This is a genomic window from Pseudomonas sp. Sample_22 (genome assembly GCF_004307635.1).
In the GTDB taxonomy this organism is placed as follows: domain Bacteria; phylum Pseudomonadota; class Gammaproteobacteria; order Pseudomonadales; family Pseudomonadaceae; genus Aquipseudomonas.
On the sequence record NZ_RCNY01000047.1, the window covers coordinates 13,730 to 29,536 of the forward strand.

A 15,807-nucleotide genomic window follows, 5' to 3' on the forward strand; every position below is an offset into this window, starting at 1 on the left:
ATGATGGGAGAGGCGTTGGAGCTCAATGTATGGCGTTAGCTGGAGGGGATAAAGATGGGGATGGGAACATCATTAGTGACTTAGTGTAATGAATCAAAGCCCGATCCTTCCGTGGGACTTATTGCTCGGGTTGACAACAACTGCGCAGGCAACAGAAAATCGGCACAAGAGCGCGAAACCGACTGCTTTCAGGTGGCAATAGTCGGCGTTAGGAACCCCGTTGATGACCTGAACCCAACGCCCGGGTGAGACCTCTTCTCCCCTGCTTGAGGGAGCACAATATCAAGCAGCGTACTCCGGAAAAGCAGCCTACTCAGGCTGCTTTTTTTGTTTTTGCCTTGAGTTTCGCTGATGAACCAGCTCACCATGACGGTGCTTGTTCAATGCCTTTTTATCGCAGTTCATGAAGTTCCAAAGCACATTGCCCCGGTCAATGTGAACCACAACCAGCATTTGATACTTGGAAATGTATGTACCAATAAATGCGAGACGGCTGGAGCCATCGGTGTAGGAAACTTGCCAGATTTCGAAAGGATTACGTACGGTATCCACTGCGAACTCAGTAAAACGCTCCCGAGCGTTTGGACGTTTTTCCACGATGTGCAATAAATGCTCACGTCGAATCATCACAGGTACATATGGCGTTTCGATCAACGCCGTCTCAGACCCTGCCTGCAATCCAAAACCTTGTGCGACCTGCTCTAAAGCAGTGCCAAAGTCGGCTGCGCCCGGCAGCTCCCGCGCGCTGTGAAGCAACGGGCAAATAAAAACGTCCCGTAAATCAAGCAACCCTAGATCTCTCCAGTTTTTCTGATCCGGAGCCTCCTTTACTCCAGGTTTCTTCATTCGATGTTCTCTTTAGGCATCAACCACTATTTCAGCCAGTTGAGTGCTCACGAGAAATCAGGCAAGTCTTCGTCTTTCCTCAGAGACTTCCGACAATCTTGCAGGGCATTGCCATCCAATCAGCTTTTAAGATTCTTGAGGGCAAAAAAAACCCGAACAAGTCGGGTTTTTTACCGGAGAACTCAACCCATCATCAGAAAATATTGATCGGGTAATCCACAAACACACGCACTTCGTTACCGCTGACGTTGTACTCGCTCGACTTCTGCGACACGCGCAGGATCGAACTGCGCAGTTTCACGCTGAGGTCTTTCGCCGGGCCGCTTTGTACGACGTATTTGAACTGGTTGAAGATTTCACGCTCGGTGCCGCCTTCGCTGGTGGAGGTGGTGATGTTGTCACCGCGCACGTAGGCGAAGTTGTAGCTCAGGCCTGGAACACCGAAGGTCGTGAAGTCCAGACCGTAGCCCAGTTGCCAGCTGCGTTCGTCTTCGGCGTTGAAGTCGGACCAGTAGGAGTTCGCCAGGTAGATGGTATTGCCACCGTCGCCGACGCGGTTCTGTTCTTTTTGGTAGCCGCCGTAGGCATAGCCCAGGTTGCTGTCTCCGGTGCTGCGCTGGTGCGCCAGCGTGAACGAGTGTGGACCGGTGGCGAAGGTGGCTGCCAGGCTCCAGATCTTGTTGTCATCGCCGGTGACGCCGTTGTCGCGAACGTAGGAATCGTCCAGCTTGGTACGGTAGCCGTTGAAGTCCAGGGTCAGGGACTGATCCTTGGCGAGCGGGAACACGTAGTTGGCGTTCACGTACTGCTTCTTCAGCACGTCTTCGACGTCCGATGCGTACAGGGACGCCTTGAATTGTTCGGTGAACTGGTAGCTGCCGCCCAACACGTTGATCGACTTCAAGCCGCCGCTGTCACGACCTTCAGCGCTCTTGCGCGATTCAGCGGTGAAGCGACCGGCATTCAGCTCCAGGCCCTTGATCTCCTTGGAGGTGATCAAAGTACCGGTGTAGCTTTCCGGCAGCAGACGCACGTTGTCGTAGCTCAATACCGGCAGGGCCGGCATCTGGTCGCCATAGGTCAGTGTGGTGCTGGACAGACGGAACTTGACGGCCGCGCCGCCCTTGGACAGATCGTCCGCTGCGTTGCCGCTGTCACCTTGTTTAAAGAAATCGATGCCCTGAGCGCCGCTTTTGCCCTTGCCACCGTCCAGGCGCAGCGCGTACAGACCAAAGGCATCCACGCCCACACCGACAGTGCCCTGAGTGAAGCCGGAAGAGAAGGTACCGATGGCCGCTTGGCCCCACTCGGCTTTGTCGGCTCGCCCATCCTTGTAATCACGGTTCATGTAGGCGTTGCGCAGCAGCACCTTGAGGCTGCTGTCTTCGACAAATCCCTTGGATTCGGCCTGGTCGTTAGCCATGGCCTGTGTAGCGCTCAAAATCCCCAGAGCGATCAAACTGATTCGCTTGTTCAACATTTTGTTTTCCTTATTACGGGTTGAAACGCGCTGTGTCGAACGGCTGAAACGGCACTATCGCGCTCTTTTTTCGTTCCGCAAACAAAAAGGCCCGCACACGAATTCTCGCGGCGGGCCTTTTTCTTATTTTTTTTAGGCATGGCGGTTGGCCACAGGCGTTGGGCAGAATCGTAGCTGCGGTCTCCACAATGTGTCAATTTCATGAATCGTCTGGAATTAGGCGAAAAACATCTAAGAAAGCCCTTTACGCGGCAGAAACATTCAATTGCACTGTATTTCCCCAGTCAAACTTGACGCTCCACAATCGACGATTCAGTGGGCGCCACAGCGGGATATAGGGTGATAACCGGTAACTAAAATCTCTAAAACGACAAGAGCAATGGTGATCGCTAAACTTCGCGCAAAAAAAAACGCTGCCATCCTGGCAGCGCTTTTTTTTTGATCAATCCGTTGTTTTTCTTTTTATCCTTCCATCACATCCCACAACGCATCCAGTTCCGCCTCGCTGAACAAACCAGCGGGGTAGCGCTCGATCATCGTCCGGCGCGGATCAGTTTCACTGATCGGACGCGTTCCATTGGACTTGAACCAATGCGCCAGAATCTGGAGCGATTCGCTGTTTACCGCCAGGGGATGCATTGCCCGCTCGCTCACTACATTCACTTCGGCGTTCATTTCAGCGCTCTCTCCCGGTTTGTGAGCGGCTAACTTATCCAAGGTTTATGACAGAACAACTGAGTTCTCCCCTCCCTGTTTTGCCCCATGTGCAATACAAGAGCTATGCCAATGTGGCTGGATGGTCGACCAGCGGATACAAAAAAACCCGCAGTCCTTGGTGGCTGCGGGCTTTGGGCGATGCAAAGAACGAAAACGTTTGCCTGAGCCGATTTAGCAATGAACTCAAGCTGTTACAACTGCACTCACTCTTTGTGCGGCGCTGGCTGTTGTTGGGTAAGGCAGTGGATATTGCCGCCTCCCAGTAACAGTTCGCGGCCAGGCACCATCACCACTTCGTGCTGGGGGAACAGGTTCTGCAAAATCTCTTTTGCCGGACCATCAAGCGGGTCGTCGAAACTCGGTGCGATGATGCCGCCGTTGACGATCAGAAAATTCACGTAGGAACCGGCCAGACGTACTGACGGATTGCGCTCCTGGGTGCCATCCACCGGATCGACACCGGCACATTCTTCCTCGGTCGCGTACAGCGGACCCGGAATCGGCATTTTGTGCACTGTGAATGGGCGCCCCTTGGCGTCGGTGCTGCTTTGCAGCACTTTCATCGCCGCCTGGCAGCGCGGGTAGTTAGGGTCCTGCGGGTCGTCAGTCCAGGCCAACAGCACTTCGCCAGGACGCACGTAGCAGCAGAAGTTATCCACATGGCCGTCGGTTTCATCGTTGAACAGACCGTCCGGCAGCCAGATGATTTTATCCACAGCCAGGTTGGCACTGAGCACCGCTTCGATTTCCGCGCGGTTCATGTGCGGATTGCGATTGCGGTTGAGCAGGCATTCTTCGGTGGTGATCAACGTGCCTTCGCCATCGACGTGGATCGAACCACCTTCGAGCACAAAGCCTTCGGTGCGATAGCGCGGGCTGCGCTCGATCTCGAGGATCTTGCCGCCCACCTGCGAGTCGCGATTCCATGGCGAATACAGGCCACCGTCAAAACCGCCCCAGGCGTTGAAATCCCAGTTCACGCCACGGACTTCGCCGTTGTTGTTGATGACGAATGTCGGGCCGGTATCGCGGACCCAGGCGTCGTCGCTGGACATCTCGACAACGCGGATATTCGGCACGTCCAGGCGGGCGCGGGCGTTTTCATACTGGCCGGCGGAAACCGCCACGGTCACGGGTTCGAAACGGGCAATGGCCTTGGCTACCGCGACGTGCGCGGCTTGCGCCGGTTTGCCGCCCAGGCGCCAGTTGTCCGGGCGCTCGGGCCAGACCATCCAGGTCTGGGTTTGCGGTGCCCACTCGGCCGGCATGTAGAAGCCGTCTGCGCGAGGGGTGCTGTTCAAAGTGGTCATGGCAGTCAGGACTCCAGGGATCCGTCGAGGGTTTTGATAGCACCATACAGGTTCGGACGGCGGTCGCGGAAGGAACCCCAGGCGCTGCGAGTGTGTTCGAGTTTGTCGAGGTCGAAACTGTGGACCAGTACGCCCTCTTCGGTCTCGTTGAGTTCTTGCACCTTCTCGCCGAATTGGTTGGCGATAAACGACGAGCCATAGAACGTGATGTCGTAGCCGTCCTGTTCCTCGTTGCCAATGCGGTTACTGGCAATCAGCGGCATCAGGTTGGCGCCGGCGTGGCCCTGTTGCACACGCTGCCAGTGATCACGGGACGAAATGGTCTTGTCGTGCGGTTCGCTGCCGATGGCGGTCGGGTAGAACAGGATTTCCGCACCTTGCAACGCCATGCTGCGCGCAGCTTCAGGGAACCACTGATCCCAGCAGATGCCCACGCCGATTTTCGCGTAGCGGGTGTTCCACACCTTGAAGCCGGTATCACCCGGGTTGAAGTAATACTTCTCGTGATACCCGGGACCGTCCGGAATGTGGCTTTTACGATAAATCCCAAGGTTGCTGCCGTCGGCATCGATGATTGCAATGCTGTTGAAACGCGCGCGACCGGCCAATTCGTAGAAGCTGATCGGCAGCACCACTTGCAGTTCCCTGGCGACTTTCTGGAAATGCTTGATCGCGACGTTGTCTTCCACCGTCGTGGCCAGTTGCAGGTAATCCGGATTGGGCTTCTGGCAGAAGTACGGCGCCTCGAACAGTTCCTGGATCAGGATGATCTGTGCACCTTTGGCGGCGGCTTCACGGACCAGCCGTTCAGCCACTTCGATGTTGCCTTCAAGGTCCCAGGAACAGGCCATCTGAGTGGCGGCGACGGTAACGATACGGCTCATGGATCATCTCCGGGCAAGTGCGTGACGTTCGGGCATGGTTGATCCACGCCCTGGCAATGGCGACTTTATATCCGATAAAAATCGGCTTTTAAAGCGATAAATATGCCTTGCGTCTAAAAATACCCACTTAAACTCGATAACAATCGAACTAAAACCCCAAAAACTGTAGGAGCGAGCCTGCTCGCGATAGCGGTTTTTCAGCCACGAATTCTGTGACTGTCACAACCTCATCGCGAGCAGGCTCGCTCCTACAGGGGGCCGTGTTTACAGGCCTTCCGACAACACCTTCGAGAGCATGTCGACAAAGAAATCCACGCTCTGGCGCGAAGTCACCATCGGCGGCTTGATCTTCAGGACGTTGAGGAAATCACCGGTCGGCTGCATGAAAATCCCCAGCTCACGCAAGCGATCGCACAGCGCCGTGGTTTCTTCGGTGGCCGGCTCCAGGGTCTCGCGGTTGCGGATCAACTCGACCCCCAGATAAAACCCGGACCCATGCACGGCACCCACCAACGGATGAATATCGATCAGCGCTTCAAGGCGTTCCTTGAAGTACCCGCCAACGACCTGGGCGTTTTCCCAGAGTTTTTCTTCCTCCATGACATCCAGCACCGCCATGCCAACTTGGCAACTGACCGGACTGCCGCCCGCCGATGAGAAGAAATAGCCCTCGGCCTCCAGCGCTTCGGCGATTTCCCGGCGAGTGATCACCGCGCCCAAGGGCTGGCCGTTGCCCATGCCCTTGGCCATGGTGATGATGTCCGGCACCACGCCCTGCTCTTCGAACCCCCAGAAGAAATGGCCCATGCGTCCATAGCCGACCTGCACTTCGTCGGCGATGCACACGCCGCCCTGGGCGCGAACCATTGCGTAAACCTGCTTCAAGTAACCCGGCGGTAGCGAGATACCGCCGGCATTGCCATACACCGGCTCGCAAATGAAACCGGCCAGTTGGCGCTTCTGTTCGGCGATTTTCGCCAGGTTGTGTTCGACGCTGCGCACGTAGTCCGGCGCGCTGTCCGGCCCACGGAACTCGCCGCGGTAGGTATTCGGGGCGGTCACCGGATGCACCCAGTCCGGACGGCTGCTCAAGGCCTTGGGATTGTCGGCAATCGACGTCGACACCGCGTCAGCACCCACCGTCCAGCCGTGATAGGCCTCAAGCACGCTGAGCATGTCGCGACCGCCGCTATAAGCCCATGCCAGACGGATCGCCAGATCATTGGCCTCGCTGCCGCTGTTCACCAGGAACACGCGGTCCATGGAATCCGGCGCCAGCTTCAGCAATCGCTCGGAAAACTCCGCGACCGCGGCATAGTTGAACCGCGAGTTGGTGTTGAGCAGCGACCACTGACGGCTGGCGACCGCGGCCATGCGTGGATGACCGTGGCCGAGCACCGCGACGTTGTTGAGCATGTCGAGGTAGGAACGGCCCTGCATGTCGATCAGGTGATTGCGCCAGCCGCGCTCGATACGCGGCGGGTCGACGTAATAGTGTTTTTGTGTGCGGGCGAAACTGGCGTCGCGGCGGGCCAGCAGGGTTTGCGAGTCGAGCTCTATTTGCGCATCACAGGCCAGGCCCAGCAATGCTGCCGGTGACGGACACAATGCCTGCCACGCTGCCGCACGCGACGGCGTGCAAAACAACGGCGCACTGAACGAAGACCCTCGGCACAACTGCACGATCAGCGGTCCGCTGACCGAGCCCAACACCTGGCCTTTGACCAATGCCGCACCTGCATGCAATGACGGCGTGACACCCCAGAGCCGCACGCTCAGTTGTGGACCGTCGAGTTGCAGCACATCCGGCAACGGCTGGTGAACCACGCCGGCAAAGGGTGCCTCGATCGTCGTGCCCGCAGGCACCCGCAACTCGACGTGCAACGGACAAGTGTCCGGTTCGGCGGCGCAATCCGGACGGGTGCGGGACAACCGGTATTGCCCGTACCGACTGGCCGCCAGACCGTGGACGGCGGCAGCTTCGTCGAGCAATCGCTGATCGGTGCCTGCTTGTTCCCAGTTCCCCGCTTCGAAGTGCGGGCTGAGAACGCCCAGGTCAATCAAGGCAAATTCACGCCCGACCAGGCTTGGCAGCAACGGCGCAAAACCTTCACTGCCAATGTCCGGCAGGTTCTGGCCAACCGCCGTCAGGATGGCCGCTTCCATCAGCGCCAGCGGCACCGAAGTCGCCACGCGGAAAATCTCCCACTCGTGGCTCAAATTATCGCGGCTGTAGGTGTTGCCCGGATCGATGCTGACCTGCTGTTCACCGCTGAGTACCAATACCGCGGCACGGGCGACGATCAGCGGCCACAACGCCAGCAACTCCTCGTGGGTCAGCGGATTCACCGCATGATAGGCCTGCACCGCCGGCAGTATGCAGAACGGATCGCCTTCACCGTGATGCAACAGCGCCGCGCAAGTCACCGACAAGTCAGTGATGCGCCAGGTGCGCACCAGATCGCCGAAATCGATCACGCCTTGCAACTGCCAATGACGCTGGGCATCACGCTGCCACACCACGTTGTCATCGGTGATGTCCATGTGAATGGCTTGCACCGGCAGCTTGTCTTCCAGGGGTTGCAGACGGCGTTCTGCCTGTTCCGCGGCTTCGGCGATCAGCCGGCGCTGGTTTTCGTCCTGGATGACCGGCAACAAATGCGTGATCAGGGCCTGCGCGTGGCGCGCATCCCATTGCAGCGTGCGCACCAGCCCCGGATGGTCGAAATCCGCCAGCGCCAGGTCCATCTCGCCGCACAAGCGACCGAAACCGGCCACCACCGTGGAGTTGAAGTATTCGAGGTGGGTCAGCGACTGGCCTTCGATGTAGTCCAGCAGGCGCACATGTACCGCCTGGCCCGCGACATTCAACGAGAGTAGATCCGCACCGTTTTTGGCCGCGATTACTCGTGGCACATGCACGTCGGGGTGCTGCGCCAAATGTTTGAGCCCGGCATGCTGGGCCTGTAACTCCAGTGCCGAGTAGTCTCCGCGACAGATTTTCAGAACAAACCGGCCCTGCTCGCTATCGACGCGGTAGTTGAGGTCCTGCTGGCTGCCAAGGGCCTGCAATCTGCCGCTCAGTCCGTAATGCTCCTGCAACAGCTCTAGCGCTTGCTCCGCAGACACTTGCGGGCTGGGCAAACTGGCGCGATGAATCAACGTGGCGAGCGGCATACAACGACCCCTGAAATGTTTTTAGGCGCCTATATCGCCACTGCCGAAGACGATACGCAACCCCCACCCCTCGCTTCGATCGGCCCCTTGCGCAAGAATGTCGGGCATTAGCCCATTTCTGGAGAAAGCCATGAAAGCCGTCACCACCGACCTGCCCGGTGTGCTGATCCTTGAACCCACCGTCATGGGCGATGAGCGCGGCTTTTTTTTCGAGAGCTTCAACACCCGCGCTTTTCAGCAAGCAACGGGGCTGGCCCCAACGTTCGTCCAGGACAATCATTCCCGCTCGAAGAAAGGCGTACTTCGAGGCCTGCATTACCAGTTGCAAAACACTCAGGGCAAATTGGTGCGCGTGGTCATTGGCGAAATGCTCGACGTGGCTGTGGACATCCGCCGCAGCTCGCCCCACTTCGGCAAGTGGATTGCGGTGCGCCTGTCCGCCGAAAACCGTCGCCAACTGTGGATTCCCGAAGGTTTTGCTCACGGCCTGGTGGCGTTGAGCGAGGTTGCCGAGTGCCTCTACAAAACCACTGACTATTACAACCCGGCCGCCGAACACAGCATCCGCTGGAACGACCCGGACCTGGCCATCGATTGGCAACTGGACTGCGCACCACAACTGTCGCCCAGGGATCAGAATGCAACACTCTTCAAGGACGCCGACGTCTTTGCCTAGGCATAATGCGTCGATATCCACAGGCGCTCGATGCTCATGACTCCGACCCTCCCCCGCAGACCCCGCTGGCGCAGCCTGGCGCTGCTGGCATTGTGCCTGGCGCCGTTGCTGTGGCCGCTCGAGCATCTGGCCGAGCGCTACTACCGCAGCGAACTGGCCGGGCAAAATCGCCAGACCCTCGACCTGTACGTCGCCAACCTGCTGGGCACTTTGCACCGCTACGAAGTATTGCCACAGATTCTCGGCGATCTGCCGGCCCTGCGCGCCGTACTCGGCGCTCCCGACGATAGCGTCACCCAGGGCAATGCCAATCGTCTGCTGAAAAACATCAGCACGCAGACCGGCGCCGAAGTCATGTACCTGATGGACACCACGGGCAAGACGCTGGCCGCCTCCAATTGGGACAAGCACGACAGTTTCGTCGGGCGCAATTTCTCCTTCCGCCCGTACTTCAGCGAAGCGATGGCAGGGCGCCTGGGACGTTTCTTCGGGCTGGGCACCACCTCGGCCAAACGCGGCTATTTCTTCGCCGCAGCGGTGCGCAATGGCGAGAAAATCACCGGTGTGCTGGTGGTCAAGGTCGACCTCGACCACACCGAAAGCCTGTGGGGCAAAACCCCTGAACAACTGCTGCTGACCGATCACAACGGCGTGGTGATCCTTACGTCGCGGCCGGAATGGCGTTTTCGCGCGACCCGACCGCTGAGCGAAGAAGAGCGCAAGGCAATCAGCGCGATCCAGCCCTATCCAACCCGTGATCCGCGACCGTTGAAACTCAATCCAAACGCCTGGCTGACCCAGTCCCAAGCGATTGCAGAAACCGGCTGGAACGTCAGCATCCTCGCCCCTCGCACCCTGATCGACCGCCCGGTGCGCACCGTGGTCGCCATCGGCGGCGCCACGCTGTTGGTGTTGATGCTGCTGCTCGGCCTGATGATGCAGCGCCGGCGCCACTACCTGGAACGTATCGCGTTCGAAGCCAAGGCCCGGCGCGAACTGGAAGGTCGGGTGGCCGAGCGAACCAGCGATCTGGAAGGCCTCAACCGTCGCCTGAAACAGGAAGTGCTGGAACGCGAGCAGGCTCAGCAAGACCTGGTGCGCGCCCAGGATGACCTGGTGCAGGCCGGCAAACTCTCGGCGCTGGGCACCATGTCGGCGAGCATCAGCCACGAGCTCAATCAACCGCTGGCGGCCATCCGCAGCTACGCGGAAAACGCCGAAGTGTTGCTCGACCATCAACGCACCGAAGATGCCCGCGGCAACCTCAAGTTGATCAGCGAACTGACCGGGCGCATGGCGTCGATCATCGCTCACCTGCGGGCCTTCGCCCGTCGCGACCGCCACGCGCCGGAAAGCGTGGCCTTGCAACCGGCGCTGGACGATGCCCTGGCCTTGCTGGCCAAGCGTCGACGCAGCATGGAAGTCGAGTTGATCCGTGACTTGCCTGCCGCGACATTGTGGGTCGAAGCCGGTGAAACCCGTCTGCGCCAAGTGCTCGGCAACCTGCTCGCGAATGCACTCGACGCCCTCACGGAAAAAGGTCCGCCACGCAAACTCTGGCTGAGTGCCCAGACCACTGCCGATGGCGTCCACCTGTACATTCGCGACAACGGCCCCGGCTTTTGCATGGAAGCCCTTGGTCGCGCCAGCGAGCCCTTCTACACCACCAAGACCCGTACTCAGGGGCTTGGCCTGGGCCTGGCCATTTGCGAGACGCTGATGCGCGCCTTCGGTGGTGAACTGTCGTTCGCCAACCACAAGGAGGGCGGCGCGTTGATTACCCTGAAGCTACGCGCAGGCGCACCCGGTGTGAGCCTGCAACCGTCCGAGGACCGAAGTGCATGACCATCGACAATCGCATTCAGGTCGTGTTGATCGACGACGATCCCCACCTGCGCCAGGCCTTGAGCCAGACCCTCGATCTGGCCGGCCTGAAAATCCTGCCGCTGGCCGAAGCCAAGGGCCTGTCCGGGCAACTGGAACGTGACTGGCCGGGTGTGGTGGTCAGCGACATTCGCATGCCGGGCATGGACGGTCTCGAACTGCTGACCGAACTGCACGCCCAGGACCCGGAGCTGCCGGTACTGTTGATTACCGGTCACGGCGACGTGCCGCTGGCGGTGCAAGCCATGCGCGCCGGGGCTTATGACTTCCTGGAAAAACCCTTCGCCAGCGACGCCCTGCTCGACAGCGTGCGCCGCGCCCTGGCCCTGCGCCGGTTGGTGCTGGATAACCGCAGCCTGCGTCTGGCACTGAGCGATCGCAATGAGCTGAGCACTCGCCTGGTCGGGCATTCGCCGTCGATGCTGCGCCTGCGCGAGCAGATCGGCGCATTGGCGGCGACCAAGGCTGACGTGCTGATCCTCGGCGAAACCGGTGCCGGCAAGGAAGTCGTCGCGCGGGCGCTGCACGACCTGTCGAGCCGGCGTAACGGTCCGTTCGTGGCGATCAATGCCGGGGCGCTGGCCGAATCGGTGGTCGAAAGTGAACTGTTCGGCCATGAACCGGGCGCTTTCACCGGCGCGCAAAAGCGTCGCATCGGCAAGTTCGAATTCGCCAACGGCGGCACGCTGTTCCTCGATGAAATCGAAAGCATGAGCCTGGATGTGCAGGTAAAACTGCTGCGTCTGCTGCAAGAGCGGGTGGTCGAACGCCTGGGCGGCAATCAACTGATCCCGCTGGACATCCGCATCATCGCCGCCACCAAGGAAGACCTGCGGCAATCAGCCGATCAGGGCCGTTTCCGCGCCGACCTGTATTACCGCCTGAACGTCGCGCCGCTGCGCATTCCACCGCTGCGCGAGCGCGGTGAAGATGCGCTGGTGCTGTTCCAGCATTTTGCCGATGAAGCCAGCGCTCGCCATGGCTTGCCGCCCCATGAACTGCAGCCGGGGCAACGTGCACTGCTGTTGCGCCACACCTGGCCCGGCAATGTGCGCGAACTGCAAAACGCTGCCGAACGCTTCGCCCTCGGCCTGGAACTGGCACTGGACAACAATGAGCCGCAGGGCGCCGTCGGGACCGTGGTTGAAATGGTCAGCGGAGGCTTGAGCGAGCAAGTGGAAAACTTCGAGAAAACCCTGATTGCCGCGGAACTGGCGCGCTCGCACAGCTCGGTGCGCAGCGTTGCCGAAGCCCTTGGCATTCCGCGCAAGACCTTGCACGACAAACTGCGCAAACACGGTCTGAGCTTCGCCGACAGCGGTGCCACCAGCCACACCGACGACCTCGATTGAGCCTCGTCAAACCATCAACTGCCAATAAGAGGCCCTGAATGAGCCGCGAAAGTCGTCAACTGGAATCCGTCCTCCACCACGACATCCCCCTCACCCGGGACATGGGCCTCAAGGTGCTCGACTGGCACGATCAGCAACTGCGCCTGCACTTGCCACTGGACGCCAACGTCAACCACAAGAGCACCATGTTCGGCGGCAGCTTGTATTGCGGCGCCGTGCTGGCCGGTTGGGGCTGGCTGCATTTGCGCCTCAAGGAAGAAGGCATCACCGACGGGCACATCGTGATTCAGGAAGGGCAGATCAGTTATCCGCTGCCGGTGACGGGGGATGCCAATGTCATTTGCCAGGCGCCGGATCCGGTGATCTGGAAGAAATTCCTGACCACGTTCCAGCGATACAGCCGAGCGCGATTGACGCTGCATACGCGGGTCTTCAATGAAGGCCGTGATGAGGATGCTGTGAGGTTTACCGGACAATATGTATTGCACCGTTAAACTTTCGGGCAATGAACAACCCTGTGGCGAGGGAGCTTGCTCGCGCTCGGCTGCGCAGCAGCCGTAAACAACGGAAATGGGGCCGCTTCGCGACCCAGCGGGAGCAAGCTCCCTCGCCACAAGTAAACTTGAAACTCAGGAGCGCGCGAGTTCCAGCAACCGCTCGCGCCATGCTGCCTTCGCCGGCAACGCCAGGAAGAACTCATTCAACAGCGATTCCCGCGCCGGATAACAGAACCGCGCGCCGCTCAAATCCAGCACCTCACCGCCCGCGCCTTCAAGCACACCTTGCGCCGCCGCGGTATCCCATTGCGAAGTCGGTGCCAGACGCGGGTAAAAATCCGCTGCGCCTTCAGCCAACAGACAAAACTTCAGCGAGCTGCCGATGTTGGCCAATTGCAATTCGCCAAGGCTGGCGCTCAACCCCGCCAACAAACGCTCCTGTTCCGGGCTAGTATGGCGGCGACTGGCAACCACGGTGAACGGCTGACCGGGAGCCAAGGCATCGCGCACCTGGATCGCCACCGGCGTAGCGCCTTTATCACCCCGCCACGCGCCGAGCCCGGCACCGCCGACATAGAAGCGTCCATTGGTCGGCATCGACACCACGCCGAACACCACTTGGCCGTTTTCAATCAGGGCAATGTTCACGGTGAACTCTTCGCTGCCGGCAATGAACTCCTTGGTGCCGTCCAGCGGATCGACCAGCCACCAACGCTGCCATCCCGCACGCACGCTTTGCGGGATATTGGCATCCTCCTCTGACAGCACCGCAATGCTCGGGTCCAACGCCGTCAGCCCAGCCAGAATCAGATGATGAGCCGCCAGGTCTGCCGCCGTGACAGGCGAGTCATCGGATTTGGCCGTCACCGCTGTGCCAGTTCGCCAAAACGGCAGGATCGCTTCACCGGCCTTCAGGGCCAGTTCAATCACGGGGGCCATCAATGGGTGAGGGAACGTCATGGCAAAAACACTCCACGCTGAGTCAAAAGATCACGGGCCAGATACAGCGCCGCCAAGGCACGGCCTTCGGTAAATTGCGGGTTTTGCGCCAGCGCCGACAACTCGCGCAGGTTGACTTTGCCCAGGCCCATCGGCTCCGGTTCGTCACCTTCCAGACGCTCTTCGTAGAGATCGGTGGCCAGCACCACCTGGATTTTCTGGCTCATGTAGCCGGGCGACAGCGACAACTCGGTCAGATGCTCCAATTGCCGCGCGCCAAAACCTGCCTCTTCCTTGAGCTCGCGCTCAGCTGCTGCGAGTACGTCTTCGCCCGGCTCGATCAGGCCTTTGGGCAGCGATAATTCGTACGCATCCGTGCCACCGCAATACTCCTCGACCAGCACCGCGTGATCGGCATCGAGCATCGCCACGATCATCACCGCGCCATACCCTGCACCCTTTCCAACCAATCGCTCATAGGTGCGCTCAACGCCATTGGAAAAGCGCAGTTTCAGCTCCTCAACGCAGAACAAACGGCTGGTGGCGACAATCTCGCGGGCGAGGATGGTGGGTTTCTGGCGCATGAGCGGCTCCTTGGCGTGAACGGGTTACTATACCCGGCCTATCCTGATTGTTTACCTCGGATATCTTTTTACCGCTGGAGAAGTTTTTTATGTCCCTGCTGCCCTGGCGCGACATCGACACCGTTCTGCTGGATATGGATGGCACGCTGCTGGACCTGCATTTCGATAACCACTTCTGGCTGGAGCATTTGCCCCAGCGTTATGCAGACCTGCACGGCGTGAGCCGGGCCATGGCCGAGATGGAGTTGCAACCGTTGTTCGAGCGCCATGCCGGTCAGTTGCAGTGGTACTGCCTGGATTTCTGGAGCGCCGAACTGAAACTGTCGGTGCGCGACCTGAAACTGGAAACCGCTCATCTGATCGCCCTGCGCCCGGACGCGGACACGTTCCTGGCGGCGATCAAACAGGCCGGCAAACGCGTGGTGCTGATCACCAACGCACACCGCGATTCGCTGTCCTTGAAACTGGAAAAAATCGAACTGGCGCCCTACTTCGAGCGGTTGATCAGCTCACACGATTACGGTTTCCCCAAGGAAAACCCGCAGTTCTGGGAGGCGTTGCAGGCCGACATCGACTTCGACCCGGCGCGCAGTTTGTTCATCGATGACACCCTGTCGATCCTGCGCAGTGCGCGAAACTTTGGCGTGGCGCATTTGCTGGCCGTAAAAGAACCGGACAGCCGACAAGGGCCGAGGGATACGGCGGAGTTTGCGGCAGTTGAGGATTATCGGGATTTGATTGCCGGGCTTTGAGACCTTGTGGCGAGGGAGCTTGCTCCCGCTCGGCTGCACAGCAGGCGCACTTCAGCTGACATGATCTATCAGAAAGAACACATCAGCCGGATTGGGAGTGCTTCGCACGCCAGCGGGAGCAAGCTCCCTTGCCACGGGTTTTGTTTTTACTCGGGAATCCGCAACGACTGCCCCGGATAGATCTTGTTCACATCCTTGAGCATCGGTTTGTTCGCCTCGAAGATTTTGTTGTACAGGTTGGCATTGCCATACACACGCAGGGAAATGGCGCTCAAGGTGTCGCCCTTCTCGACCACGACGAACTTGGCGGCCACGACCACAGGTCCAGTAACAGTGATCTGGTCGTCAACAGCGCTGACACCGGCAACGTTGCCCAACGCCAGGAGGATCTTTTCTTTCTCTTCCTGGCTGTTTGCTTCGCCAGTGGCGATGACTTTATCGCCTTCGACCTTGACCTGGATCTTTGAAGTGTCGATCCCTGTCAGCGCGCTCTGCACGTGTTTGGTCAACGCTTCACTGTTGGCTTCAGCCTTGTCGGGCGTCAGTGCATCGAGGATTTTTTCACCAGCTTCTTTCAGAAAACTGAACAGGCTCATCGTGTGCTCTCCTTGGGAATTGATTGTTCCAGACGCAAAAGCCTAGACCACCGCCGTCACTTGCGAATCCAACCCGACCAATGACCCCGCTTGCGATAGAATCCGTAGCTTCC

Annotated in this window: 14 protein-coding genes; 5 read left to right on the forward strand and 9 right to left on the reverse strand. The window is 59.3% G+C overall.

The window, feature by feature from the left end; all coding sequences use genetic code 11:
- Positions 1–309: 309 nt before the first annotated feature.
- The 6 genes from D8U73_RS11185 to D8U73_RS11210 form a co-directional block, all read right to left on the reverse strand.
- The gene (locus tag D8U73_RS11185) at positions 310–846 is read right to left on the reverse strand and encodes a PBECR2 nuclease fold domain-containing protein (RefSeq protein WP_130904483.1); all 537 of its coding nucleotides are present in this window, start codon (positions 844–846) and stop codon (positions 310–312) included.
- A gap of 193 nt (positions 847–1,039) precedes the next feature.
- Positions 1,040–2,326, reverse strand: coding sequence for an OprD family porin (locus D8U73_RS11190; protein ID WP_130904484.1), 1,287 nt, complete (start codon positions 2,324–2,326; stop codon positions 1,040–1,042).
- Between the two features lie 462 nt (positions 2,327–2,788).
- Positions 2,789–3,001, reverse strand: a complete 213-nt coding sequence (locus D8U73_RS11195; protein WP_056852132.1) for a hypothetical protein — start codon at positions 2,999–3,001, stop codon at positions 2,789–2,791.
- Between the two features lie 245 nt (positions 3,002–3,246).
- Positions 3,247–4,353, reverse strand: a complete 1,107-nt coding sequence (gene aguA / locus D8U73_RS11200) for an agmatine deiminase (RefSeq protein ID WP_056852131.1) — start codon at positions 4,351–4,353, stop codon at positions 3,247–3,249.
- A 5-nt stretch (positions 4,354–4,358) separates the two neighbouring features.
- Positions 4,359–5,237 (reverse strand): N-carbamoylputrescine amidase, encoded by an 879-nt coding sequence (gene aguB, locus D8U73_RS11205; RefSeq protein WP_130904485.1) that lies wholly within the window; start codon positions 5,235–5,237, stop codon positions 4,359–4,361.
- 264 nt (positions 5,238–5,501) lie between these two features.
- Positions 5,502–8,414: an aminotransferase gene (locus D8U73_RS11210; protein ID WP_130904486.1), complete on the reverse strand. Its 2,913-nt coding sequence runs from the start codon at positions 8,412–8,414 to the stop codon at positions 5,502–5,504.
- A gap of 130 nt (positions 8,415–8,544) precedes the next feature.
- On the opposite strand from D8U73_RS11210, the gene rfbC reads away from it, so the two are divergent.
- The 4 genes from rfbC to D8U73_RS11230 are packed head-to-tail and all read left to right on the forward strand — an operon-like array spanning position 8,545 to position 12,820.
- The gene (gene rfbC, locus D8U73_RS11215) at positions 8,545–9,090 is read left to right on the forward strand and encodes a dTDP-4-dehydrorhamnose 3,5-epimerase (protein ID WP_130904487.1); all 546 of its coding nucleotides are present in this window, start codon (positions 8,545–8,547) and stop codon (positions 9,088–9,090) included.
- A 36-nt stretch (positions 9,091–9,126) separates the two neighbouring features.
- Positions 9,127–10,935: an ATP-binding protein gene (locus D8U73_RS11220; protein ID WP_056852532.1), complete on the forward strand. Its 1,809-nt coding sequence runs from the start codon at positions 9,127–9,129 to the stop codon at positions 10,933–10,935.
- The gene (locus tag D8U73_RS11225; protein WP_130904488.1) at positions 10,932–12,326 is read left to right on the forward strand and encodes a sigma-54 dependent transcriptional regulator; all 1,395 of its coding nucleotides are present in this window, start codon (positions 10,932–10,934) and stop codon (positions 12,324–12,326) included. The genes D8U73_RS11220 and D8U73_RS11225 overlap by 4 nt, the downstream gene beginning before the upstream one ends.
- 38 nt (positions 12,327–12,364) lie before the next feature.
- Entirely contained in the window at positions 12,365–12,820 is a 456-nt protein-coding gene (locus D8U73_RS11230) for a YiiD C-terminal domain-containing protein (protein ID WP_130904489.1), read from the forward strand.
- 135 nt (positions 12,821–12,955) lie between these two features.
- Here D8U73_RS11230 and cysQ read toward each other — a convergent pair whose 3' ends face one another.
- Together cysQ and nudE are read right to left on the reverse strand one after the other, a co-directional pair.
- Complete coding sequence (cysQ, locus tag D8U73_RS11235; protein WP_130904490.1) at positions 12,956–13,783, reverse strand: 3'(2'),5'-bisphosphate nucleotidase CysQ; 828 nt, start codon at positions 13,781–13,783, stop codon at positions 12,956–12,958.
- On the reverse strand, positions 13,780–14,346 hold the full coding sequence (nudE, locus tag D8U73_RS11240; protein WP_034148495.1) for an ADP compounds hydrolase NudE: 567 nt from the start codon (positions 14,344–14,346) through the stop codon (positions 13,780–13,782). The genes cysQ and nudE overlap by 4 nt, the downstream gene beginning before the upstream one ends.
- Positions 14,347–14,435: 89 nt before the next feature.
- On the opposite strand from nudE, the gene yrfG reads away from it, so the two are divergent.
- Positions 14,436–15,098, forward strand: a complete 663-nt coding sequence (gene yrfG, locus D8U73_RS11245; RefSeq protein ID WP_056852122.1) for a GMP/IMP nucleotidase — start codon at positions 14,436–14,438, stop codon at positions 15,096–15,098.
- Positions 15,099–15,244: 146 nt separating this feature from the next.
- Here the strand turns inward: yrfG and lysM are convergent, their stop codons facing one another.
- Positions 15,245–15,694: a peptidoglycan-binding protein LysM gene (lysM, locus tag D8U73_RS11250; RefSeq protein ID WP_056852121.1), complete on the reverse strand. Its 450-nt coding sequence runs from the start codon at positions 15,692–15,694 to the stop codon at positions 15,245–15,247.
- Positions 15,695–15,807: the final 113 nt, after the last annotated feature.